This window comes from Parvimonas sp. oral taxon 393 str. F0440 (genome assembly GCA_000223315.2).
GTDB lineage: Bacteria > Bacillota > Clostridia > Tissierellales > Peptoniphilaceae > Parvimonas.
In genome coordinates, this window is the sequence record AFUS01000005.1 from 456778 (window position 1) to 482894 (window position 26117).

Sequence of the window (26117 nt, forward strand, 5' to 3'; positions counted from 1 at the left end):
CTCCTTTTTTACTCTAATAAATTATTTACATTAAAATATATGCTTGTATATTAAACAAAAATTATTAATATAAAATTTTTGTACTATTCTTATAAATTGCTTCTTTTCCATCCTCTTCAATTCTTTACAACAACCCTTCCATTAATTCCTTAACATATTCTTTCAAATCTTTTATCTCTAAAAATGATGGATCTAAGTGACATAGAAAGTGCCAGTCTTTTGTTTCTTTTTTTCTGTATAGGATTGCTTCTCCATCTTCACTTCCGAAAAAGCTTCTATCTACTTCATAGCCTTTGTTTTCTAAGAAATCTTTTATCATATTGTATTTAGTTTCTCTTTCTTCAATATAAGCCTTTACTTCTTCGTTGTTAATTACATAAGCATCTATTTTTGAATATCCATCTATAACTTTATCTTTTGTGACTGATAGATTAGAAATTTCTTTCCAAATAATTTCAACATTCTCTTCAGAATTAAACATAAATCTGGATAGTGGTACAATATTTTCGTTATAGATAATTTCCATATAATCAGGTATATTTTTAGGATTAAAATATTCATATTCTATATTATCTTCTTTTTCTATGGCATATCCAGGTATTTTAGATACGAATTCTTTTCCTTCTTCTAAAGAATCAAATACTACTAAATCTTTTGAATAATCATTTTGATACAATTCCAATATATACATATATTAACCTCCAAATCTTAATAAATAATTCATCAAATACTAACTTTTTCCTTTGATTCTGATAATTTCTTTGATAACAAAATAAGTTCGGGGCTTATTTCAATTAATTCATCATTTACAACCACATAATTCTTTATATTTATATTTTCTAAGTTCATCATTTCTCTTAACTCATCTTGAATATAATGCATCTGAATACAATGTGGTGATTCATCAACTGTGGCAAAGATAATATTATGTACTTTTCCTGTTCTAATCATACCACCTATTTTTGTTATAGCCATATTAACATGAGTATTTTCAAGGCATAAATTATATATATTTTTAGAAATTTTTTCTAATTTTTCATAGCCCTTTGGTTGCATATATTTAAGACAAGTACCAACTATAATAATAGTCTCATCTATATCATATATATTACTAGTCATTACTTCTTTCATAAATTATCTCCTCTCCAACAACGCCACTGTCTCACAATGGAACGAGCGAACTCTATGTTTTCTATCTGTATATAAGAACATATCTATGAACACTTTAACGATTGGTAAAGCTATCGTAAAAAGATTTTAGACATGCAAACTCGGATTTATATTAAAATCTACTTCCATTTTCATCAATGGCATTCTTTTTCGCCCCTAATATTTCACCCATTGGTTTAACATCTATTTTGTTCCCAAACGAATACGTCTTACACCATTCTTTTACTTTTTCTATACCTTCTTTATCTTTTGCAGAGATTGTCCATTTTAACGGCTGAATATACTGTTCAACTAGTTCAAAATATTCCCTATCAACATCACCCATTCCTTGTCCCAAAACAACTACTTCATCAATATGTTTTAAATTTTTTAGGTAATCTTTTAATTTATTAGTTTGCTTTTCTTTTTTATTTGCAATATAAAAATCTACCAATGACTCATATTGCATATCTATATAATAATCATTCCATCCGCCTTCTTCATAGTAATACTTAATATCTCTAATCCTTTCTTCCTTTTCCACAATCGAAAGCTTTTTATCTTGCTCGATTTTATTTATCTCTTTTTCTTGGTCTAAGACCATTTCAGAATTAAGTTTTGATTTAAATATATAAAAATCCACACTCTCATTTCCAAAACCCAATATTAAATCATCATTATTCTGATAAAATCCATGAATATGAAAAACGGGCTTTGAATAATAAAACAATGATTCAATAGTAGATGTATAGTTGAAACTAATTATTTCATCAACAGTTGAATCAAAAAAATTGGGACAAAATATTGTTGATAGAGTTTTGATTTTATCCTCTGCCATTTGTATCATTTTTATTAATGCTTCTTCTCTTACTTGAAGTAGGTTAGCTGTATAATCCTCTACCTTCCAAATAACACTATCCCTATCATATTCATGATCAGAATTATAGTTAGGCCATTCTACTATTTCTTCGCCAATACTTTCTAAATCTATACTGGCCAATCTCTCCTCAAACGTTGACCAATCTACCCCATAATATAAATAAGCTTCTTTTGCTGATTCAAAGCATTCAAAAGGTATTTGCTCCAACTGATTCACAAAATCAGTTGTACTTGTTGGTAAATCAAAAAATAAATCAAATCCGTTTCCTATAATAAATAATTTTGCCATAATAACTTTCTCCCTAATATCTTTATTTATTAATTTTTATGCTCAGTCACATACTTTGCAATAGCAAACTAGTAATTACCTGTAGACTCATATCCATGTTGACTTTGCTATTTTTGTTATCTTCCTAGATTTCATTTATCACTGAGTAAATGTATTAAATACTTCTAAGTAGTTCCCAGATTAAAGAACATTTCACGTCAATTATCTGCCTCACTTCTTTCATAAATTATCTCCTCTCCAACAATGCAACAGACTCACAATGAACTGTTCTTGGGAATTGGTTGAAGATTTTTAATGTTTTTAGTTCGTAGCCATTTTGTAGTAGGATTTGAACATCTCTTTTTTGTGTTTTTGGATTGCAAGAAATGTATACCATTGTTTTTGCTCCGCAGGAGATTATTTTTTCCAATGCTTTTTGGTTTATTCCATCTCTTGGTGGGTCTACTATGATTACATCTACCATTTCTTTTCTGTTTTCAATTTCTTCTAGCACATCTCCGGCTATGAAAGTACAATTTGTTAATCCATTTTCTTTAGCTGACTTGTTCGCACTTTCAACTGCTTCTTCTACAATTTCTATTCCATAAACAGCTTTTGCTTTTCTTGCTACAATTTGTCCTATTGTTCCCGTTCCTGAATATAAATCAAAGACTACTTTGTTTTCTATGTCTCCACAGAGTTCAATTGCTTTTGAGTATAGATTTATTGCTCCAAATACATTTGGTTGGAAAAATGAAAATGGTGTTACTTTAAATTCCAAGTCAAATATTTTTTCTGTTATGTATTCTTTTCCAAAAATTATATTTATTTTTTCCGGAACAACAGCATCTGCAAGCGAGTCATTTTCAGTATGCACGATAGATTTAATATTTCCTTCAAGTTTCAATCCTAGAAGCATCTCTACAAAACTTTGTTTATTAAACTCACTTTGCGTTGTCGTTACGATATTTACCATTATTTCGCCAGTTGTCAATGCATAACGAATGATTAAATGTCTTAAAAGTCCTTCGTGAGTTCTCTTTTTAACAAATGGAAGATTTTTTTCTCTTACAAAGTCGATAATTGCATTTCTTATTATTTCAAAATCACTATGTACTAAATTACATTCTTTTGTGTCAACAACTTCGTAAAATCTATTCTTCTTATGCATTCCGAGCATTATTGGACTGTCTTTATACATATCTGCAAAAGTATATTCCATTTTGTTTCTGTATGCTGTTTTTAATGGACTTTCAAATATTTCAGGTTCTTCTGAATATACATCTTGAAAAAGTTCCTTTATCTGTCTTTGTTTTAGTTTAAGTTCATATTCATAAGGAACACTTTGATAGCTACAACCTCCACATTCCAAATAATTTGGACAAGTTGTGTTAGTTTCAAGTGGACTTTTTTCTAAAATTTCCAAAAGTTTAGCTTCCATATGTTTTTCTCTTTTTCTTCCAACGACTACAGAAACTTTTTGTCCTTCAATTCCACCTTTAAAATTTACTTTCTTATCTTCAAAAGTAAATTCGGACATATTTAGAAAATTGACTTTTTCAATTATTCCCTCTATATATTTTTTCTTTCTTCTTCCCATATATTACCTTTCTTAAAAGTATAATCTACTTATTATTCCTTATAATACTAAATACTATCATAAATAAATCTGGATTTTTTAAAGTGATATTATAACTTTTATTACCTATTTGTAACATTATTCCATCTTTTAATTTTGATAATGAAGTAACCTTATCAAAAGTTATATCAATTGGAAATTCAGTAGAATTATATATAATTCTATTAGTAGTAATATAAATAATCCCTTTATGAGTAATTCTTTGATTTTCTCTAATAACTTTTTTATCAGAACTACCCGTTCTAAAACTTAAACCTTTTGTGATTTTAACATTAAATCCTGCACCACTTCCTTTATATCCAGTAACAACTGATTTATCTTTATAAATATATCCTACATCAGCAAAATGACATTTTTCGCCATCAAAAAGCATTAAATTTTCAACATATAAATTAGGTAAATTTCCATTTTTAATCATTGTTTTGCTTTCTTTACTCATTATAGATTTTTCATATGATGCGTTTTTTAATTCCTTAACAAAATCAAAAATCCATCCAAAACCAAAAAGACCAAAAGTAAACAAATACAAAATTCCTTTTCCATATTTTTTATCCATAAAATGATGAATACCGGTAAAACCAAAAAGACCTATAATTAATAAATGACTATTCATAGCTACCTCCTAATAATTAGAAGAAAAGAGCGAAATAACTTCACTCTTTCCCCTAACTTATCTATTTATTTCTTCCACAACATTTTTTATATTTTTTACCGCTTCCGCAAGGACATGGGTCATTTCTTCCAACTTGTTTTCCTTTAACTACTGTAGTTTGTTCATCTTGTACATTTGTTGAAACTTCTTTTGCGGCTCTTTCTCTTTCGATTTCAGCTCCTGCAGGTTGAATATTGAATAATCCTCTTAAAACGTCTGCTCTGATTGATTCGTTCATTTCGTTAAACATTTCAAAGCCTTCAGCTCCGTATGCTCTTACAGGGTCTTGTTGTCCATAAGATCTTATACCGATACCTTGTCTTAATTGATCCATAGCATCTATATGATCCATCCATTTTCTGTCAACAACCATAAGCATTATTACTCTTTCAACTTCTCTCATTTGTTCTTCACCGATTAATTCTTCTTTTTCAGCATAGAATTTTTGAGAAACGTCAGTAATGTAAGATTTTAATTCTTGTTTGTTTAATCCTTTCATTTCTTCAAAATCTAAAAGATTATGTGGTAAATATGCATTTTCAATTGCCATTTTTAAATCGCTTAACTCAATCACTTTTCCAGTAGAATATTGTTCAACTGTTGCATCTATGAATTCAATCAGCATTTCTTGAATACTATCTTTCATATCTTCTCCGTCAAGAACTGCACGTCTTTCTTTGTAAATTACATTTCTTTGCACATTCATAACGTCATCGTATTTTAATACATTCTTTCTGATACCAAAGTTATTTGCTTCAACTCTTTCTTGAGCTCTTTCAATTCTCTTTGTAACAGTACCAAATTCCAATACTTCATCCGGGTCATAATTTCTATTCATGGCAAATTTTTGTATAGCTTCTCCACCAAATAAACGCATTAGGTTATCTGTAAGGGAAACGAAAAATCTTGATTCACCAGGGTCTCCTTGACGACCTGAACGACCTCTTAACTGATTGTCAATACGTCTTGATTCATGTCTTTCAGTACCAACGATGAAAAGACCACCTGCTTCAATTACTTTCTTCGCATTTTCATCAGTTTGAGCCTTATATTTTTCATATAAGTTCTTAAATACTTTTCTAGCTTCTAAAACTTCTTCATCGTTTGTTTCCCAGAAAGAATCCAAATTATCTAAAATGTATTGAGGTGTTCCATTTTTCTTCATTTCATGTTTAGCCATAAAATCAGGGTTACCACCTAAAAGAATATCGGTACCACGACCTGCCATGTTTGTTGCAATAGTAACTTTACCGAAAACCCCTGCTTGAGCAACTATTTCAGCTTCTCTTGCGTGGAACTTAGCATTTAACACATCATGTTCTATTCTTTTTTTCTTAAGCATTGCACTTAGTAATTCAGAAATTTCAATTGAAATTGTACCAACAAGTACAGGTTGACCTGTTGCATGAATTCTTTCAATTTCTTCAACAATTGCTTTAAATTTAGCTTCTTCTGTTAAATAAACTCTATCGTGATGATCTATTCTTATAACCGGTTTATTTGTTGGAATTTCAATAACATCCATATGATAAATTTCATTGAATTCATCTTCTTCAGTCTTTGCAGTTCCTGTCATACCAGCCAATTTTTCATACATTCTGAAGTAATTTTGATAAGTGATTGTAGCAAGAGTTCTAGATTCAGACTTGATTTCAACACCTTCTTTAGCTTCAATAGCTTGGTGCAATCCTTCACTATATCTTCTACCTTCCATAATACGTCCAGTAAATTCATCTACGATTAGGATTTCTCCATCATCACTTACAACATAGTCAACATCTCTTTGCATTGTATTATTTGCTTTTAAAGCTTGATTTATATGGTGCGCTACTTCCATATTAACTGGATCTGAAAGGTTTACAAGTCCAAAAAATTCTTCTGCTTTTTCAGTACCAATTTCAGTTAAGTTTGCAGTTTTATGTTTTTCATTAACTACAAAATCAACAGTTTCTTCTCTTAGCTCTCTGTTGTAAAAGTCTTCATTTTCTTCACTTGGATCTGCAATTCTTCCCTTTAAACTCTTTACAAATCTATCAGCAAGTGCATACAAGTCTGTTGATTGATCTCCTTCACCTGAAATAATAAGTGGAGTTCTAGCTTCGTCAATTAAAATTGAGTCAACCTCATCGACGATTGCATAATTAAGTCCTCTTTGAACAAGTTCTTCTTTATAAACAACCATATTATCTCTAAGGTAGTCGAAACCGAATTCTGAGTTTGTACCATAAGTTATATCACAATTATAGTTTTCACGTCTTTCATCATTTGAAAGTCCGTGTAAAATACAACCTACTTTCAAGCCTAAAAATTCGTGAATTTTACCCATCCACTCTTTATCTCTCTTTGCAAGGTAATCATTTACTGTTACTATATGAACACCCTTACCTGTAAGAGCATTCAAATATGAAGGCAAAGTGGCAACTAAAGTTTTTCCTTCACCTGTTTTCATTTCGGCAATTCTACCTTCGTGTAGAACAACCCCACCAATTAACTGTACTCTATAATGTTTCATACCTAAAACTCTATAAGCAGCCTCTCTAACAGTTGCAAAAGCTTCAGGTAATATATCGTCTAAAGTTTCACCATTTGCTAATCTAGTCTTAAATATTTCTGTATTATTTCTAAGTTCATCATCTGTTAATTTTGAATATTTTTCTTCGTAGGACATTATTTTATCTACGATTGGGTTTATCTTTTTAACTCTTTTTGCAGAAGAATTAAAAATATCACTAAAAAATCCCATAACTCACCTCTATCTAAAATATATATTTTCTCACAAATGATATTTTACCATAAATACACAAAATTTACAAATTTTCACAAAGAATTTATACAAATAATTTTTCCCGTTTTAATGTAAGATATTGACAATTTTTTTAAAATCTTATAAAATAATTTGGTATTCGTGTGATACCAATAGTAGCCTATTTTTTAGGCAGAGTAGGAAACTTGCATTAAGTGTTACAAGATGGGATGTTGCTTGTAAACGAAGAGAATTCTCGTGGTTAGTTTTCGCATCCACTGTTGGCATTGATTTTTGAAAGGAGAAAAATGAAAAAAAATAGGTTTACAACCACACAATTAGCTATATCAGGACTTATGATAGCTTTAACAGTTATTTTGTCTTATCAAAATATTTATTTATTCCCACCTAGAAGTGGAAGAATTACACTTAGATTTATACCTATGATTTTCTCAGGTATATTATTAGGACCTACACTTGGAACTATGATTGGTGGAGCTTCTGATCCATTGATTTATTTCATGACTTTGGGTTCTCCCGGAATGTATTTTCCGGGATATATGTTTACTAATATGATAATGGGATTTTTCCCGGGACTTATACTTGGAAAAAATATTGAAAAAGAAAGTAAACTTTCCATAATTTTAAAAGTTGCACTTATATCAATTCTTTCTTTTACAGTTACAATATTTTTAGACAGCTTTTGGCTATCTATCACAAGAGGTAAAGGATTTTGGTATTATGTTGCTTCAAGAACATTGCCAAATTTAATTCAAATGGGAATTACTTTTGTTGCAATTTTAGTTTTAACTACAAGAATAAAAAAACATACAGATAAAAATTTTAATAAAGAAAAATCATAAACACGAATTAACAACTGGCTGCAATTGCAGTCAGTTTTTTTGTGAGTAATTAATGTGTCTATAACACATTTTACTTTTGCTAAAGCAAAAGTATGAGATCTCCACAGTCGATTGTATCCAAATCAAGATTTGGACAATCTTTGCGTCAGACCTACTATAGATTATTTACAAGCAATAGTATTTCTGAAAGAAATTCTAAAATATTTTTTATGTATCTTCGATACATTTACTTTTGCTAAAGCAAAAGTATGAGATCTCTCCACTCCGTTTCACTTCGGTCGAGATGACGTGTAAGGAGCTTTACTATGCTAAGTATTTTGACGTGAATTAGTTAATTCTCTTTACAAGTAAATAATCTAAGTTAGGGCTAGATTCGCTACACTCAGCTTCGCTTCGTTTCGCTATGCTCAACTCCGGTCGAGATGACGTATTAGGAGATTTACTTTGCTAATTGTTTTCACGAGAAAAAATTACATTAATTTGAATAATAATATATTTGATTTGTTATTTAAACATATAAAAAATATAATGTGAAAAATGTAAAACTTTGTTCTATGTTTGTCAATATATCTATAAAAATGTATTGTCTTTAAATATTTTATTTGTTATAATATAGCTAGTAAGTTTAAGGAGGGAGCTATGAAAATTAATGTAAATTCTGAAATTGGAAAATTAAAATCAGTTTTACTTCACAGACCTCATAAAGAACTTTTAAACTTGACACCTTATTTACTTGATGAGCTTCTTTTTGATGAAATTCCGTTTTTGGATAATGCACAAAAAGAACATGATATGTTTGCAAACATTTTTAGACAAAATGGATGTGAAGTGTTCTATCTTGAAGATTTGTGTGCTGAAAGTCTTTATGATGACGGTATAAGAACTGCTTTTATTGAAGAATTTTTAGATAATGCAGATGTTCATGTAGAGAATGAAAAAAGATTATTAAGAGAATTTTTATTTTCTATCAAAGATAATAAAGAATTAGTTTTAAAAATGATGGAAGGTGTTAGAAAGAATGAAGTAGATTTAAGAGAGCCTTCAACTTTGAGCGAACTTGTTTCAAAAAATGATTTCTTCATTTCAAAACCGCTTCCAAATCTATATTTTACAAGAGATCCTTTTTCATTTATTAAAGACGGAGTAAGTCTTCATACAATGTGGTCCGTTACAAGAAGAAGAGAAACTCTTTTTGGAAAACAAATATTTGAACATCATAAAGAATTTAAAGGAATTAAAAAGTGGTATGATAGAACAGATATTCCTTCTATCGAAGGTGGAGATATCTTAGTTTTATCTGAAGATGTTGTTGCTATCGGTATTTCTCAACGTTCAACACCAATAGCCATTGAAACTATTGCAAAAAGACTTCTTACTGATGAAAACGGAGTAAAAACCGTACTTGCTTTGGTAATTCCAAACAACAGAGCTTTTATGCATCTTGATACTGTTTTAACTTCAGTTGATAGAGATTTATTCACTCTACATCCTGAAATCGAAAAGACATTGGAAATTTATTCATTAAAATTAGTTGATGGAAAAGTAAAAGTTGAAGTTGAATCAACTGATATAGAAGTTGTATTGAAAAAATATTTACATGTTGATAAAATTGACTTTATCCGTGAAGGAAAAGGTGGACTTTTAGATACACATAGAGAACAATGGTCTGACGGATATAACACATTAGCTATCGCACCTAGAGAAGCTATAGTTTATGATAGAAATACTATAACAAATCAATTACTTGAAGAAAAAGGAGTAAAACTTCATAAGATTGATTCAGGTGAATTATCTAGAGGACGTGGGGGTCCAAGATGTATGAGTATGCCTCTATTTAGAGAAAATTTATAATAAAAAGATTTTAATTAAAGCACAGAATTTCTGTGCTTTTTCTATGCCTTATTTTAGCACAAAAAAACAACGGATTTTTACCCGTTGTTTTTCAAAGTTTTTTATTAAACTCTTTCTACAAATAATTTTCCAACTTCTCCGTTGAAATCAACTTCTTCTGTATCCAAGCTGTCAACAAAAGTCAATTCAACACCCAAAGTTTCATTCATTATAAATTCTTTGTAGTTTTCAACTGCTTTTTTCAATCTTTCTAAACAAGCACATTTTATTCTAATTTCATCAAGAACGTCAAAATCAGCAGATTTTCTCATTTGTTGTATTTTTGAAATTATTTCTCTTGCAAAGCCTTCGTCAAGTAATTCATCAGTTAAAGTAGTATCTAAAATTACGAAAAGATTATTTTCCATTGTAACGTCAAAGCCTTCTTTTGCACTAACTTTTACGTCAACATATTCTTTTAAGATTTCAGTTTCTTCTCCATTTAGATTTACAAAAACAGATCCTTTTTCAAGTTTTTCTATAAATTCTTTTGCATTTGTTTCATTTAAGAATTTTCCAAATTCTTTAATTTTAGCTCCTAAAATTTTACCACAAACTTTGAAATCCGGTTTTAACATATAATTCATAAAGCCTGATAAATCTTTTTCGAATACAACTTTTTTAACATTAAGTTCTTCCTTAATCAATTCTTCTAAGTCGCCAATTTTTTCTTTTAAAGCAAAATCTACAACTATTTCAGAAAGTGGTTGTCTAACTTTAATCTTAACTTTTTCACGACTTGCACGACCAATTGTTACAAGATTTCTAACGATATCCATTTTTTCTTCCAACGCTTCATCAATTAGACTTTCATCACATTCAGGAATGAAATCTAAATGAACACTCTTCTTATCAGTTAAATTACGATACATTTCTTCTGCAACAAAAGGCGTAATAGGTGCAATAATCTTTGAAACCCCAAGTAGTATTTCATAAGTTGTATTGTAAACAGCCTTTTTATCGTCATCAACTTCTGTATTCCAAAATCTTCTTCTATTTCTTCTGATATACCAATTTGATAAATCTTCTATTACAAAATCAGAAATTGCACGAACAACCTTTGTAACTTCAAATTTATCCATATTTTCACTATACATTTTCAAAAGATTATTGAAACGTGACAATATCCATCTGTCTATTTCAGGTCTCTTATCGTAATCTACAAAGAACTCTCTTGGATCTATATCATCAGTTCCTGAATAAAGTTGGAAGAAATTGTAAGTATTCTTGAAAGATCTGAAGAATTTACTTTCAATTTCTCTAAGTCCTTCAACGTCAAATCTAGTTGGAACCCAAGGTGGTGAAACATAAAGTGAATAAAATCTCACTGCATCTGCTCCGTATTTATCAAATAATTCAATCGGATCAATTGTATTTCCACGGGATTTGCTCATCTTCTTGCCATCTTTATCCAAAATTAAATCATTTACTAAAACATTTTTATATGGAGATTTTCCAGTTATTAATGTTGAAATCGCAAGTAATGAATAGAACCATCCACGAGTTTGGTCAATTCCTTCACTAATGAAATCTGCAGGAAATAATTCTCCAAAGTTTTCCTTGTTTTCAAAAGGATAATGATGTTGTGCAAAAGGCATCGCTCCGGAGTCAAACCAAACGTCAATAACGTCTTTTTCTCTTGTCATTGTGCCACCACATTTTTCACATTTTAAATGAACATTATCTACATAAGGTCTATGCAATTCTATATTTTCGTCAATTTCTTCAATACTTCTTTCAGCCAATTCTTTTCTTGAGCCTACACTTGTGCAATGACCACAATCACATTTCCAAACATTGAAAGGAGTTCCCCAATATCTTGAACGGCTGATTGCCCAATCATTTAAGTTTTCCAGCCAGTTTCCAAATCTCTTTTCCCCAACAAAATCAGGATAGAAATTTACAGCCTTTGCATTTTCAATTAATTTATCTTTATATTTAGTAACTTCAATATACCAAGATGGTTTTGAATAATAAATTAAAGGTGTATGACATCTCCAACAATGTGGATAATTATGTTCAACCTTTTGTTTTTTAATGCCTTATTATTTTCAAAAAGATATGTGATAATATCAGCATCACATTCCATAACAGGTCTGCCTTCATATATTGTAGTGCTGAATTTTCCCTCCTCATTAACAGGATTAATCAACGGAAGATTGTATCTTCTTCCTGTTTGATAGTCGTCTTCCCCAAAAGCCGGAGCAGTATGAACAATACCTGTACCGTCTTCAACAGTTACATAGTCAGCAAGAGTTACAAAAAATGCTTTTTGTTTTGTTTCAATTTCAGGAATAAGTTGTTCATATTCCCAATATTCCATATCTTTTCCTAGGAATTTTTCTACAACTTCATAATCTTCTCCTAAAACTTTAGTTGCTAGATTTTCAGCTAAATAGAAAAATTCTTCTTTATATTTCACCTTTACATAAGTTACATTAGGATTTACAGTCAAAGCAACATTAGAAGGAAGAGTCCAAGGAGTTGTTGTCCATGCGATAAAGTAAGCATCTTCATCTTTCTTCTTAAATTTTGCATAAACAGTAGTAGTCTTAATCATTTCATAACCTTGAGCAACTTCATGAGAAGCAAGACCAGTTCCACAACGTGGACAATATGGTAGAATCTTTGCTCCTTCATACATTAAACCTTTTTTGAAAATCTCATCTAAAAGATTCCATACAGATTCAATATAATTGTTGTCAAGAGTGATGTAAGGATTGTTCATATCTACCAAGAAAGCCATTCTTTCAGACATTTTTCTCCATTTACTTTCATAAAAGAAAACTGATTCTCTACATTCCTTACAGAATTTTTCTACACCATAATTTTCAATATCTTTTTTACTTGTAAGTCCTAATTTCTTTTCAACTTCAATTTCTACAGGTAGTCCATGAGTATCCCAACCTGCTTTTCTCTTTACTTTAAACCCTTTCATAGTTTTATATCTACAAGTCATATCCTTTAGAGTACGACTTATAACATGGTGAATACCGGGTTTAGCATTTGCTGTAGGAGGACCATCATAAAAAATATAATTATCATGTCCATCTCTTGAATCTACAGATTCATGCAACAAATCTATCTCATTCCAATATTCAGATATTTTCATTTCTCTATCCTTAACGGACTCTTTTGAAAGTTCTCTAAACTTTGCCATATATACCTCCATTTTTTCTATAAAAAATCCCTAAGATAAAATCTTAGGGACGAAATTTTTCCGTGTTACCACCCAAATTATTTAAAATTAAAAAAATCTTAAATCACTCAAAAATCTTTAACGAGATTAACCAAAAAACTCCAAGTTGATACGAGTTTGCTTCATAAAATAGTTTGCACCTAACACTATCTCTCTGAGTTAATTCACAAGCTCCGTCCTCTTCATCATTTACTATAAAATACGAGCATTATTATACTATAAAAGCATAAAAAAGTCAAATATTTTATTCAATTCATTTAATAAACATTCAAAATAACTTTTTATTTTAAGCAATTTATAAAAGTGGTTTATTTTTCGATATTTCTCTTTTAATAATTATAAAATTATTAAAAATATTTATTTATATTAAATTTCTCTTATTAAAACAAGCTAATTTATGTTTGTTATTATATTTTTAAGGGTATTAAAATAAATATATCTTATACAATATTATTGGAGGTAGAAATGAATATTTATGATTTTAAAGTAAATGATATTGACGGAAATGAAGTTTCAGTGGAACAATTTAAAAACAAAGTTTTACTTATAGTAAATACAGCCAGCAGTTGCGGTTTTACTCCGCAATTTGAAGGATTACAAAAGTTATATGATGAGTATAAAAATAAAGATTTTGTCGTTTTAGGATTCCCTTGTAATCAATTTAAAAATCAAGATTCTGGATCTAATCAAGAAATTAAAACATTTTGTAGTATGAATTATGGAGTAACTTTCCCTATGTTTGAAAAAATAGAAGTTAACGGAAAAGACACTCACCCGTTATATAAATTTTTGAAGTCAAAAAAATCCGGCATTTTGGGAAATAAAATAAAATGGAATTTCACAAAATTTCTTGTAGATAAAAATGGAAATGTCGTTTCACGATTTGCTCCGACAACAGAGCCGAAAGATATTGAGCAACATATATTAGAACTTTTAAAATAATTTAAAAAAATGCATTGTCAAATAGACAATGCATTTTTAAATTTCTTTTCTATTTAATACAAAAATAGATGTAAAAATCATCAAAATTGTAAGTAATATTGTAGTTGTAATTGAATATTTATAATCCGAAAATGACATACTTTTCTTAATGAAATTAATATTGTCAGAGATTAAAAACATCGGTAAAAACTTAGCTATTTTATCATACATTCCAATTAAAAATTGTAAAGCTACTATTATAACCACAGTTGATAAAGCTCCAGCAGTATTTCTAAAAACAAAACCTGCAAAACATTCCAAGATTATCAAAAATAATCCAAATATCCAAATTGGTATTGACGCCTTTATTGCAAGTAATATCTCAACATTTTCTTTAAATATATAAGTTGTATATATGTTAAAGATTAAACAGTAAATAATGAAAGATACTGTCCAAAGTATAGATGCAAAAAACATTTTAGAAATTACAATTTGAAATCTAGGTAATCCCTTTGCAACTAAGTTTACTAATGTTTTTTTAGAAAACTCATTTACTATATAGTTACTGAAAATTATAGCTATAAATATAAAGCCAAGTTGAGTTACATTTTTAAAAAACTGTGTCCATGAATCTATAAAAGTAGGCTCTTGAAGTCCTTTAGCTAGTTCTTCTCCCAAAAATGATTTTAAAATTTCAGGAGAAATTTTCGCTGTAACAGGACCTAGAATTCCAAGAAATAAAAATATAAAAAACATTATAAATAATTTTTTATTTCTAATACTTTCGAGATATTCTTTCTTTAACAATGCTATAAATACTTTCATTTTATCACCTCTATAAATAAATCTTCTAATGAAGGCTTAATTATATTATAGCTACCAATAAGCAAATCATTATCCAAAACAGTTTTAAATATTCTATTCTCGATATATTTCAAATTTTCAAAAGAAGAAAATATTGCATAGCAATCATTTAATTCAACTTTAATATTATTAGTTTCAAATTTATTTAAAAATAAATCCCTATCTTCAATATTAAAAAATTCTACTGAAATTTTATCTTTTAACCCCATATTTTTGATGTCGGATATATTTCCATTTAAACAATTAACCCCATCATTCAATATCAAAAACTCATCGCAAACTCTTTCAACATCTTGTAGGATATGAGTTGAGAATAAGACCGTTGTATGCTCCTTAATCTTTAATAGTATATCCAAAATTTCTTTTCTACCTATTGGATCTAAAGCTGAAGTTGGCTCATCGCAGATTAGTAATTTAGGTTTATTAAACAGAGCCTGAGCAATTCCAAGACGTTGCTTCATTCCTCTGGAAAATTTTCCTATTCTCTTATTTTCATCTTTGAGTCCGACTAAATGTAACATTTCTTCTGTTCTTTCTTTAATTTCTGATTTTGATAATCCCGTAATTTCTCCACATAAATTCAGATACTCTTTTGGAGTCATGTAGTCATAGAATTCCGGAACATCAGGCAAATATCCAATAAATCTATTAGTTTTCGTATTTCCAAAATTTACTTTTTCATCAAAAACTAAAATCTCTCCACAATCAGCTTTTAAAAAACCTAAAATAATTTTCATAGTGGTTGTTTTTCCAGCACCATTTTTTCCTAGAAATCCAAAAATCTGTTTTTCTTTGATACTAAAAGACAAATCTTTGATAACATCATTTCCATTAAAAGTTTTTCTTAAACTATTTACAGTTAAAATATTCATTATTCTTCACTTCCAAATACAAAATATGAAATAGGTCCAATAGTTTGAATAAGAATTATCACACAAATCCATATCAATCTATTTCCACATCTATAATTTTGATGTTTTAAACAATGTCTTAATGCAACTACTAATAATGTTATATTTATAATAATAATTGGCAATAAAATTAAAAAATGTTCTCTTAAAAAGTCCATAATCTCCTCCTATTTATCCACAAAATTCTTTAACTTTTCATAAAGCTCTTCAGTTTTCTCATTAGTTCTCATATTAATATAAACCGGCTTTTCATTTTTTCTACTTATCTTTATGACCTTATCAGTCTTGTTGAAAATATAAAGCCTAACATTTCCTTCTCCTTCTAGAGAGAAATTACCATAAGATTTTTCTTTGGTAGCTCCACCATTAATCCTAATAGCTCTTTTTTTAGGAAATTTATCAAGCAATTCTAAATTTTCAATATCACTTTGTTTTATATTTTCTTTATAAAGCATTGTTGAAATTTTTACAGTATCTGAAATTTCAACTTTCCAGTCTTCTTCAAAAGTTAAAGCCAATGCAATTATAATAACAAATGCTACAAGTATATTCGAGAAGGCAAATAAAATTTTTCCTTTTTTATTTCCACGATTAATAACTGTATTACCTGAATTCATAGGATCAGAAACTAAAATCCTTGAATCATTCGGATTTTTATATCCAAAAATATCATAGTATTCATCTTGATCTTCAACAAATTTATCATCTTCAATATTACTGCTTATTTCCATATCAATTTTATTAACAGTAGATATAATATAAAAGATAAAAAATGTAATCAGTATTATACTTGCTACAAAAGGAAGAAAAGAGTATTTATCCATTTTTTGTAAATATATTAAAACTAAAAATAAAACAGAATATACATTTACTAAAGTAAAAATTTTATTTTGAAGTTTTATAATTTTAATTTTATTTATATATAAATTCTTTTCTTTGTTATCACTTATAACTGATATTTTAGACCTTCTCCAGAAAAGTCCCATAAATATCATTGCTATTAAAGTTGTTGACAAGCAAATAAACAAAATTAACTCCATATCAGAAAAAGTTCCAAAAATAGAAAATCCCCCAATAAAAACCACCAAAGGAATTAACCAAAGGAAAATTGGAAGTTTCTGTTTATCTATTTCTTTTGAAACTGTAAAATCCACATATTTTCTCGTAAAACTTGCAAAGTTCTTTTCCTTTTTTAGCTTTCTCATTTGTTTTATATATTTATTTGACAAAAATCCCAGAGAACCCAAATAAGAAAATATTATTCCGATAAAAAATAGAATTTCTATATCAGTTTTAGTAAGTAGTGGTAAAAATGAAATTATAAAAAACACTAAATGAAGTAATTTAAAACTCTTTAAACCTTTTTTTCTAATTTCTTGAACTTCCTCATTATCTACCTCATTTATAGGAATTGTAGTAAGTAAAATTTTCCCATTATTATAAGAAAATCCTTTCTTTTGAGAAAAATAACTTATAGCAAAAATCATCCATAGACATCCAATTAAAATCAAATCGTAAATCATACTAAAAACTCCTTTCTATAAGTTCAAGCAAGAACTCTTTTCCAAGTTTTCTCATCTTAACCTCATTAATTAAATTTTGTAAATTTTCCTTTATGTTTTCAATATTTTTTTCGTACATCTAACATATACAATCGAGCCTATACGTCTGTCAATCTCTATAATATTTTCACTTTTTAAAATTCCATAAGCCTTATTTACAGTCATAGGATTTATTCCAAAATCTTTTGCAAGCTGTCTAACAGATGGCAATTCATCTCCATTTTTTAAATTTCCCTCTGCAATTTCTTTTATAATTCCATTACAAATCTGAGTGTAAATAGGAACTTCCGACAAAGTATCAATAAAAAACATTTTTCTCATCTCCTTGTATTATATATTATAATACAGCTAATACAAAAAGTCAACAAAAAAGTTTAGCTTTTAAGAAACTTTTAATCTTAATTGCTAAACTATTCTAAATATTTTTATACCATTTCAACTTTGTTTTTTGATTTCCAAAGATATAACAACACACAACAAATTGTTATTAAAACACAAGATAAAATTGTTCCTTCTAAGCCAAAAATCGGATCATAAGCGAAACTTCCCTTTACTGAGCTCCCGATTTTGAAAATGGAGTAAGGAACATTATTTCCACTATTTGGTAATCCTAATAATATACTTTGAGTAAAATTCCACATTGCATGTAATCCCATTACCATCCACAAACTGTCGAAATAATATACAAGCATTGACGCAAAAACGCCAAAAATTAATATACAGTAAAATGGCAAAATAGACATTCCGTTATTGAACAAATGTAAAGCCGCAAAGAATAGTGAATTAAATATAATTGCAAAAGCCGGACTATTAGTAGATTTTAATAATCTCTGATACATAAATCCTCTACATAATAACTCTTCTGCAGAAGATTGAACAAAAACTGCGAAAAATAAACCAAAAGCACGAAATATTTCAAATTGACTAAATCGTAAAGTAAAATCTCCATTTATCATGGCAATTAATGCACAGAGTCCATTTAACACAAATCCTATAAATAATCCCCAAAATAGATTTGCCATATTATTTCCTTTAGTCTTTGTTGTTATTTTATCAATAATATAATGATTATTTTTAAAAATGAATAGTACAAAAAGAACTCCAATCCATATATCAATGAATAAAATATACATAATAAATGTATAAATATATACATCACCTCTAATTAATCCGGATGTAAATAATCCCTTAACTAACCTAGATATAAATAATCCTCCTATTATTTCGCTTATGAATAAAATTGCATAGCTTATTATACAAATCCACAATATATATAATACATTAACATACCATTTTTTATCCTGTATATTTTCCATAATTAAATCTCCTTTTTCAAAATTTATACTTATATACTTATACTATATATAATACAATTAAATTAAAAAGTCAACAGTTGGAAAATTAATAATTTTGACTGTAAAAATCCCTTTCACTAAATATAGAACTTTATAATATATATTATAATTATTCCATCATACCTTTCGTTATTTCACAATGAAATTTCTCCACTCCGTTTCACTTCGGTCGAAATGACATGTTAGGAGATTTGCTTTGCTTAATACTGTAATATGTATTTTTTATATCCAATTTTAAACAAAAAAAGTTTAGCAAATAAGACATAAAAATCAGCCTTAATTACTAAACTTAATTTATTTTTTATTTACTTTTATATACGATAACCGGAGTGTTGATTTGAACATTATCGTAAATTTGTTTTACTTTATCAAGTGGAGTATTTATACAACCATAGCTTCCTGATGTTTTGTATATGTTTCCACCAAATTTTCCATTTCTCCAAGTTGCATCGTGAATCCCTACACCTTTCCAATTTATCGGCATCCAATAGTCAACATGAGCAACATAATCATATCCTTGCGGAGATAATCCTTTAAGATTTCTATCTTTTTCTCTACTCCAAACTTTCATAACTCCTATTTGGGTTTCAACCTTTTTACTTACATCTCCGGTAACAACATCCGTCTCTAAAAGAAGCTTTCCATCTTTGTAAAACCACATATGTTGTCTGGTTAAGTCTATTTCAATATAGGTATTACCTATATCATCCTCTTTATCGTAGTATAATCCCTTGTGTATGAAAACAGGTTCGATAGAATCAGATTCATATTTTAACAGTTTTTCTACTAAAAGATCTTTTGTCTTATTAACATCAATTTGCCATCCATATATTCCATCTTTACCGGGAACAACAACCTCTCCTTTTCCGGTAGTTTGGAATTTTCTATCCATTCCAAAAGTATCATATTTTATAGCAAGTCTTCTAACATAATCTCTTGCCTTTTGTTCATCCGGCTTTAATTCACCATCAACAAAGGTAAAAATATTTGCCAAAATTTCCCCGTCTAACACTTCTTTATTTGAACCGATATTAAATTCATACTTTAATTTCGAAATTTTTTCATACTTTGAAAGAGCATCTTGTAATGACGGATCATCTTTTTTCAACTTTGGTTGCTCTGAAATTGTACTTAAATCAATACTTTCTTTTCTTTCAGATAAAGCAATTAAAATAGCTTCTTTTAATTTTTCCTTGGTTGTATAAGTTCCGGAAATTTCGCTTTGAATTTGATACTTACCGTCTTTATAAATAATCTTCGCATCTTCCGGATGTTTAAGACCTTTTAAAATTAAAGTATTTTTGAAAAATTCTTCAAATTTATCATTGTCATAACTTATATTTACTTCTAATTTAAAATCACGACTTGTAAAAAACGCTATAGGCCAAGTAAATTGATTTTGTAAAATTTTCTTGTCAGCTAAATATTCTTCATTATAATTAATCTTTTCAGGTTTAAAAAAATCACTTTTTCCATCAGCACGATTTAACTTAATAGAAACATCTGTCCAATCCTTATTGAAAACATCATCTATCATTACAAAGCTTACATCATTTCCATTTACTTTAGTATTAGGTAAAGCTATAAAAGAAAATATAATAACTCCCAATAAATAAATTGATAAAATCAATGCACCCAAAAATATTCCTATTTTTTTAAATAATTTTTTCCCTGAATCTGATTTTTTGCTAATTTTAATCAAAAAATACACCTCCATTCTTATGAGAATATATTAATAATAATTTAATATATACCATAATTTTAAGTATTATAATCATTTTATTTACTTATTTTAATATATCAAAAGAATAATCAATTAATATTATCATCTAATTTTATCATATTTAATTTTAAAAGTAAAATTTTTAAAAACTTGTATTTCCTTAATTAAAAGTTTATAATATATTTAGTAAGGAGGAAGATAAATGCTTAACATTTTTTTAATTTCCGACTCTACCGGAGAAACTGCGGAACAACTTGCACGTGCCGCTCTCGCTCAGTTCAACAACATTGAGTACACTTTTGAAAGATTCTCTCATATAAGAGAGTTTTCAGACCTTTCAGAGATACTAAACAAATGTAAAGATACTGAGAATTCAATTTTGTTTTATTCTTTAGTTGATGCTCCACTTTTGGATTATGTTAAAAAGTTTTCAGAACTACATTCTATAACTAATGTAGATTTACTTTCTGCATCTATTTTAGCAATTCAAAGAGTGAGTAATATGGCTCCCGGAAATACACCCGGCGCTCTTAGAAAACTTAATGAAGAATATTTTAAAAGAATTGACTCTATAGAGTTTGCCGTTCGTTACGATGACGGAAAAGATCCGAGAGGAGTTTTAATTGCTGACCTTGTAATAATAGGAATTTCTCGTACATCTAAAACACCGTTGTCAATGTATCTTGCAAACAAAAATATTAGAGTTGCAAATATTCCACTAGTACCTGAAACACCGGTACCGGAAGAATTATTTAAAGTTTCGCCTAAAAAAATTATAGGCTTAACAAACTCTCCGGAAAAGTTAGAAAGCATAAGAAAGGAAAGACTAAAATCTTTAGGTCTTCCTGATAATAGTATTTATTCAAATTCAAATAGAATACTTGAAGAACTTGAATATTCTAGCCGAATAATGAAAAAAATAGGCTGTCCCGTAATAGATGTATCAGCAAAAGCTATCGAAGAAACAGCTGACATTATCTTAAAACATCTGTTAAAAATTAATAAGTAATTGGAGGAAAAAAATGAGCAAATTTGTTTACAATTTTGATGAAGGCAATAAAGACATGAGAGCTTTATTGGGTGGCAAAGGCGCTAACCTTGCCGAAATGACTAACATTGGACTAAATGTTCCTTTTGGTTTTACTATTACTACTGAAGCTTGTAATAATTTTTACAAAAATGACGAAAAAATTTCTGAAAGTCTAATTGAAGAAATTAAAACTCATATTAAAGACTGTGAAAGCAAGCTACAAAAAAGTTTTTCAAGTACAGAAAATCCTCTATTATTTTCTGTAAGAAGTGGTGCCGTTATATCAATGCCTGGTATGATGGATACTATTCTTAACTTAGGTCTTAACGATAAATCAGTTATCGGTCTTGCAAATTCTACAAATAATGAAAGATTTGCATTTGATAGTTACAGAAGATTTATCCAAATGTTCAGCGACGTTGCTATGGAAATCCCAAAAATTTACTTCGAAAATGAACTTGACAGAATTAAAGAAGAAAAAAATGTAAAGTTGGATACAGAATTAACTGCTGAAGATTTAAAAATTTTAGTTGAAAAATTTAAGAAAATTTTTAAAGAAGAAACAGGCAAAGAATTTCCACAAGACCCAATCGAACAATTAATCATAGCTATTAAAGCAGTTTTCAAATCTTGGATGAATCCTAGAGCTATCGTTTATAGAAAATTAAACGGTATTGACGATTCACTAGGAACTGCTGTAAATGTTCAAGCAATGGTATTTGGTAATATGGGTAACACAAGTGGTACCGGTGTAGCTTTCTCTCGTAATCCAAGTACAGGAGAAAATAAATTATTCGGAGAATTTTTAATGAATGCACAAGGCGAAGACGTTGTTGCAGGTATTAGAACTCCGGAATCAATTGAAAAGTTAAAAGAAATTATGCCTGAAGTTTATGATGAATTCTTAAGAATTGCAAAAGTTTTAGAAAAACATTATAAAGATATGCAAGACCTGGAATTTACAATTGAAAAAGGTAAATTATACTTATTACAAACAAGAAACGGAAAAAGAACTACAGATGCCGCAATAAATGTAGCAGTAGATTTAGTTAATGAAGGATTAATTTCAAAAGAAGAAGCTATTTTAAGAGTTGAACCAAAGAGTTTAGACCAACTTCTTCACCCTATCTTCAATGCTGAAATGATGAAAAATACTCCTATTTTATCAAAAGGTTTAGCCGCTTCTCCGGGAGCTGCAAGTGGTAAAGTTTATTTCCACTCAAAAGATATAGTTGATGCAGTAAAATCAGGAGAAAAAGTAATCTTAGTTCGTCAAGAAACTTCACCGGAAGATATCGAAGGAATGATTGAAGCTGAAGGTATCTTAACTGCAAGAGGCGGTATGACTTCACACGCTGCCGTAGTTGCAAGAGGTATGGGTAAATGTTGTATCGCAGGAGCAAGTGAAATCAAAGTTGATGAAATCGAAAAAGTTATAAAAACTCAAAACGAAGTTATCAAAGAAGGAGATGTAATTTCTCTTGACGGAACAACAGGAATTATTTACAAAGGCGAAATTGAAAAATTAAATCCACAATTAACTGGAAACTTTAAAATCTTTATGGATTGGGTAAATGAAATAAAAGTTTTAGGAGTTAGAGCAAATGCTGATAACCCTAGAGATGCAAAACAAGCTGTTGAATTTGGAGCTGAAGGAATTGGACTTTGTAGAACTGAACATATGTTCTTTGACAAAGATAGAATTCCTGTTGTAAGACAAATGATTCTTTCAGAAAATACTGAACAAAGAGTTGAAGCATTAGAAAAAATTAGACCAATGCAAGAAAAAGATTTCTATGATATCTACTCTGTATTAAAAGAAAAATCAGTAACAATCAGATTACTTGATCCACCTCTACATGAATTCTTACCTTATGAAGACGAAGATATTAAAAACTTAGCAAAGGAAATGAATATCGACGAAGGTCATCTAAGAGATGTAATTACAGATTTGGAAGAAGTAAATCCAATGCTTGGACACAGAGGTTGTCGTCTTGCAGTTACTTATCCTGAAATATATAGAATGCAAGCAAAAGCTATAATAAATGCTGCAATAAAAGCACAAAAAGATTTGAATATCTCAATTACTCCTGAAATAATGATTCCATTAGTTGGAGAACTTGAAGAATTAAAATATGTAAAAAGAGAAATCGTTGAAGAAATCGAAATGACTCTAAAAGAATTGAACGAAAACATTAAGTACAAAATTGGAACAATGATTGAAATTCCTAGAGCTGCCCTACTTGCTGATGAAATCGCAACAGAAGCTGAATTCTTTAGTTATGGTACAAACGACTTAACACAAATGACTTTTGGTTTTTCAAGAGATGATGCTGGAAAATTCTTAAATGAATATGAAAATAAAAAATATTCGACTTTAATCCATTTGCAAAATTGGATCAAAAAGGCGTTGGTAAATTAGTAAAAATGTCTTTCAAACTTGGAAGAGAAACAAACCCTCATCTTCATGTAGGAATTTGTGGTGAACACGGTGGCGATCCTGATACAATTGAATTCTTAAATTCTGTAGGAATCGACTATGTATCATGTTCTCCTTTCAGAGTGCCAATCGCAAGACTTGCAGCAGCACAAGCAAAAATAAAACAAAGTAAATAAACTTTAACTAGAAGAAATATAAAAAATAATGGATAGCGAAATGCTATCCATTTTAATTTATAACAAAATTTTTACTTTTTATTTTTTCTTCTTAACTTTTGGGAAAGGTAATTCATCATACATTACATCAAATAAACCTTTTAGATACATTTTATCTTCCACATTATCAACCAAAAGCATTTCCTTTGCTCCCTCGTATGGCAATTGAAATTGTACCTCAGAAACATAGTCAATAGCTTTCTTTGTAGCTTTTACTAAAAATCTGTCATCATATATTCCACCTATAACTTTTTCTTTATAATAGATAATATACTCTCCCATCATAGCCCTATATTTTATATCTTCAAGTTCAGATAACTGTTCCAAAATATATTCTAAATATTCTTTACTTGATGCCATAATAACCTCCTAAAAAATTATATATAAATTTTTTAAAATTTTCTTGTTTAATTAAAAACTCATCATGTGTTGCAACTAAAACAATTTTATTCTTATCTTTTAAGTTATTTAAAATTTCAAAAACAATTTGCTTTTTATCTTCTTGCAAATAATTAGTAGGTTCATCTACTAAATAAACATCAGCATCTATTCCATTTAAACAATTCAGATAATATAGTTTTTTCTGCCCCATAGATTTTTTTGTTAAATCTTCATCTATAAAAAATTCACTGTCTAAAACCTCACTATTTAAAAAGAAAATATTATTATAGTATTCGTTTTTTCTAATTGAATCATTTATCAATATTTCACCACTATATCTTTCTGTTATTCCTAAAATATTTGTAAATAATGTTGTTTTTCCGGAGCCGTTTTCTCCTAAAATCAAATAAACATTTCCCTTTTCAAATTTTTCATTTACTTTTGTTATTCCAAAAAGGGAATACTCTTTAAGTTCCAAACTATCAATACTATCATTATTTTCATCTAATTTTTTTACATTTAAAAACTCATAAAAATTATTTATTATTGTCTTTTTAGACATATATTCTTTATAAAAATCTACATAAAATTCAACAGGCGTCCAGAAGTGAGAAACATATAAACTAAGAGCAAAAAATGCTCCAATACTTAACTTTCCCCTGTAAACTTCAATTCCTGAAATAATATTTACAACTAAAATCATAAAATTAAGACAAGAATAAGACAAAATATTATTAAAAAAGCTTTCAAATCTATATTTTTTCTTTGAATAATAATTATATTCTCTTGTAATAGAGTCAATTTTTTTGAATTTGTTATTATTTTCCCTAATTAAAAATCTGAATTTATATGCATCTGATAAATATTTCTTACATTTTTCAATAGTATTAATCCAATTACCTGTTAAGATTTCAAATCTATGTTCATATTTTTTAGTTAATAAAATAAAAATTGGAATTAATATCATAACTATTAAAGAAATAAGAACTGAGTATCTAAACATCATAATCAAAAGTGCAACCAAATAGACAAAATTTACAATACACAAAATAGGATTTTCAAATATAAACTTATTTATTAATTCATAGTTCTGTCCTAAATTATGATAAATATTACTGCTTTCTAACTTGCTCTTCTTTTCATCAAAACATAAAATATTTTTATACACAGTATTTAATATATTTTTATACGAATTTGTTTCACAAACTCCCAATGATATATCATCAAAATAAAAATAATTTGAGAAAAAATATAAGCGAAAACATTTAAAATAGCAAATAAAATCATATTACTTTTATCTTTTCCGATTATGGAATCAATAAATTTTTGAGATAAAAAAGGAGAAATTATAAACATAGATTTAACTGCAAGTTTAATAAAGGCTCTTTTATAAATTAATTTTTTATCCACAAATTTAATAAGTCTATACATAT

Annotated in this window: 20 protein-coding genes, 2 pseudogenes and 1 riboswitch; of the genes and pseudogenes, 5 read left to right on the forward strand and 17 right to left on the reverse strand. The window is 28.5% G+C overall.

Features of this window, described 5'->3' with window-relative positions; genetic code table 11:
* Positions 1 to 124: 124 nt before the first annotated feature.
* From HMPREF9127_RS06660 to secA, 6 genes are all read right to left on the reverse strand, one after another.
* Positions 125 to 691 (reverse strand): hypothetical protein, encoded by a 567-nt coding sequence (locus HMPREF9127_RS06660; RefSeq protein ID WP_009448776.1) that lies wholly within the window; start codon positions 689 to 691, stop codon positions 125 to 127.
* 32 nt (positions 692 to 723) lie between these two features.
* On the reverse strand, positions 724 to 1131 hold the full coding sequence (locus tag HMPREF9127_RS06665; protein WP_009448860.1) for a hypothetical protein: 408 nt from the start codon (positions 1129 to 1131) through the stop codon (positions 724 to 726).
* A gap of 151 nt (positions 1132 to 1282) precedes the next feature.
* Positions 1283 to 2317, reverse strand: coding sequence for an AbiH family protein (locus HMPREF9127_RS06670; protein WP_009448962.1), 1035 nt, complete (start codon positions 2315 to 2317; stop codon positions 1283 to 1285).
* Positions 2318 to 2543: 226 nt separating this feature from the next.
* Positions 2544 to 3896, reverse strand: coding sequence for a 23S rRNA (uracil(1939)-C(5))-methyltransferase RlmD (rlmD, locus tag HMPREF9127_RS06675; protein WP_009449097.1), 1353 nt, complete (start codon positions 3894 to 3896; stop codon positions 2544 to 2546).
* 25 nt (positions 3897 to 3921) lie between these two features.
* Positions 3922 to 4548 carry a TM2 domain-containing protein gene (locus tag HMPREF9127_RS06680; RefSeq protein ID WP_009449122.1) on the reverse strand — a complete coding sequence of 209 codons (627 nt, stop codon included), beginning with the start codon at positions 4546 to 4548 and terminating at the stop codon, positions 3922 to 3924.
* 61 nt (positions 4549 to 4609) lie between these two features.
* Positions 4610 to 7330 carry a preprotein translocase subunit SecA gene (gene secA / locus HMPREF9127_RS06685; RefSeq protein WP_009448589.1) on the reverse strand — a complete coding sequence of 907 codons (2721 nt, stop codon included), beginning with the start codon at positions 7328 to 7330 and terminating at the stop codon, positions 4610 to 4612.
* 191 nt (positions 7331 to 7521) lie between these two features.
* Positions 7522 to 7613: riboswitch (THF riboswitch) on the forward strand.
* 25 nt (positions 7614 to 7638) lie between these two features.
* Here secA and HMPREF9127_RS06690 point away from each other — a divergent pair.
* Together HMPREF9127_RS06690 and HMPREF9127_RS06695 are read left to right on the forward strand one after the other, a co-directional pair.
* Positions 7639 to 8193 carry a folate family ECF transporter S component gene (locus HMPREF9127_RS06690; protein WP_009448667.1) on the forward strand — a complete coding sequence of 185 codons (555 nt, stop codon included), beginning with the start codon at positions 7639 to 7641 and terminating at the stop codon, positions 8191 to 8193.
* A 639-nt stretch (positions 8194 to 8832) separates the two neighbouring features.
* Complete coding sequence (locus tag HMPREF9127_RS06695; protein ID WP_009448486.1) at positions 8833 to 10044, forward strand: arginine deiminase; 1212 nt, start codon at positions 8833 to 8835, stop codon at positions 10042 to 10044.
* Positions 10045 to 10148: 104 nt separating this feature from the next.
* On the opposite strand, the pseudogene ileS reads toward HMPREF9127_RS06695, so the two are convergent.
* A pseudogene (gene ileS, locus HMPREF9127_RS06700) lies at positions 10149 to 13243 on the reverse strand (isoleucine--tRNA ligase).
* Between the two features lie 504 nt (positions 13244 to 13747).
* Between ileS and HMPREF9127_RS06705 the strand changes: the two are divergent.
* Positions 13748 to 14224 carry a glutathione peroxidase gene (locus HMPREF9127_RS06705; protein ID WP_009448998.1) on the forward strand — a complete coding sequence of 159 codons (477 nt, stop codon included), beginning with the start codon at positions 13748 to 13750 and terminating at the stop codon, positions 14222 to 14224.
* Positions 14225 to 14260: 36 nt separating this feature from the next.
* Here the strand turns inward: HMPREF9127_RS06705 and HMPREF9127_RS06710 are convergent, their stop codons facing one another.
* From HMPREF9127_RS06710 to HMPREF9127_RS06740, 7 genes are all read right to left on the reverse strand, one after another.
* Entirely contained in the window at positions 14261 to 15028 is a 768-nt protein-coding gene (locus HMPREF9127_RS06710; protein ID WP_009448804.1) for an ABC transporter permease, read from the reverse strand.
* The gene (locus HMPREF9127_RS06715; protein WP_009448546.1) at positions 15025 to 15939 is read right to left on the reverse strand and encodes an ABC transporter ATP-binding protein; all 915 of its coding nucleotides are present in this window, start codon (positions 15937 to 15939) and stop codon (positions 15025 to 15027) included. The genes HMPREF9127_RS06710 and HMPREF9127_RS06715 overlap by 4 nt, the downstream gene beginning before the upstream one ends.
* Positions 15939 to 16136: a PLD nuclease N-terminal domain-containing protein gene (locus HMPREF9127_RS06720; RefSeq protein ID WP_009448946.1), complete on the reverse strand. Its 198-nt coding sequence runs from the start codon at positions 16134 to 16136 to the stop codon at positions 15939 to 15941. The genes HMPREF9127_RS06715 and HMPREF9127_RS06720 overlap by 1 nt, the downstream gene beginning before the upstream one ends.
* 9 nt (positions 16137 to 16145) lie before the next feature.
* Positions 16146 to 17501, reverse strand: coding sequence for a hypothetical protein (locus HMPREF9127_RS06725; RefSeq protein WP_009448878.1), 1356 nt, complete (start codon positions 17499 to 17501; stop codon positions 16146 to 16148).
* Positions 17502 to 17591: 90 nt separating this feature from the next.
* Positions 17592 to 17852: a GntR family transcriptional regulator gene (locus tag HMPREF9127_RS06730; protein ID WP_009448980.1), complete on the reverse strand. Its 261-nt coding sequence runs from the start codon at positions 17850 to 17852 to the stop codon at positions 17592 to 17594.
* 113 nt (positions 17853 to 17965) lie between these two features.
* Entirely contained in the window at positions 17966 to 18856 is an 891-nt protein-coding gene (locus HMPREF9127_RS06735; protein WP_009448504.1) for a CPBP family intramembrane glutamic endopeptidase, read from the reverse strand.
* Positions 18857 to 19196: 340 nt separating this feature from the next.
* Positions 19197 to 20606, reverse strand: a complete 1410-nt coding sequence (locus HMPREF9127_RS06740) for a L,D-transpeptidase family protein (protein ID WP_255261771.1) — start codon at positions 20604 to 20606, stop codon at positions 19197 to 19199.
* Between the two features lie 214 nt (positions 20607 to 20820).
* Here HMPREF9127_RS06740 and HMPREF9127_RS06745 point away from each other — a divergent pair, with 214 nt between their 5' ends.
* Positions 20821 to 21627: a pyruvate, water dikinase regulatory protein gene (locus HMPREF9127_RS06745; RefSeq protein WP_009448678.1), complete on the forward strand. Its 807-nt coding sequence runs from the start codon at positions 20821 to 20823 to the stop codon at positions 21625 to 21627.
* 13 nt (positions 21628 to 21640) lie between these two features.
* A pseudogene (gene ppdK / locus HMPREF9127_RS06750) lies at positions 21641 to 24264 on the forward strand (pyruvate, phosphate dikinase).
* A 78-nt stretch (positions 24265 to 24342) separates the two neighbouring features.
* Here the strand turns inward: ppdK and HMPREF9127_RS06755 are convergent.
* Genes HMPREF9127_RS06755 through HMPREF9127_RS08505 form a run of 3 tightly spaced genes read right to left on the reverse strand, consistent with a single transcriptional unit; the run spans position 24343 to position 26115 of the window.
* On the reverse strand, positions 24343 to 24663 hold the full coding sequence (locus HMPREF9127_RS06755) for a TfoX/Sxy family protein (RefSeq protein WP_009448626.1): 321 nt from the start codon (positions 24661 to 24663) through the stop codon (positions 24343 to 24345).
* Positions 24650 to 25852, reverse strand: a complete 1203-nt coding sequence (locus HMPREF9127_RS06760; protein ID WP_141557536.1) for an ATP-binding cassette domain-containing protein — start codon at positions 25850 to 25852, stop codon at positions 24650 to 24652. Before HMPREF9127_RS06760 ends, HMPREF9127_RS06755 begins: the two co-directional genes overlap by 14 nt.
* A gap of 5 nt (positions 25853 to 25857) precedes the next feature.
* Positions 25858 to 26115 (reverse strand): hypothetical protein, encoded by a 258-nt coding sequence (locus tag HMPREF9127_RS08505; protein WP_009449015.1) that lies wholly within the window; start codon positions 26113 to 26115, stop codon positions 25858 to 25860.
* Positions 26116 to 26117 lie beyond the last annotated feature (2 nt).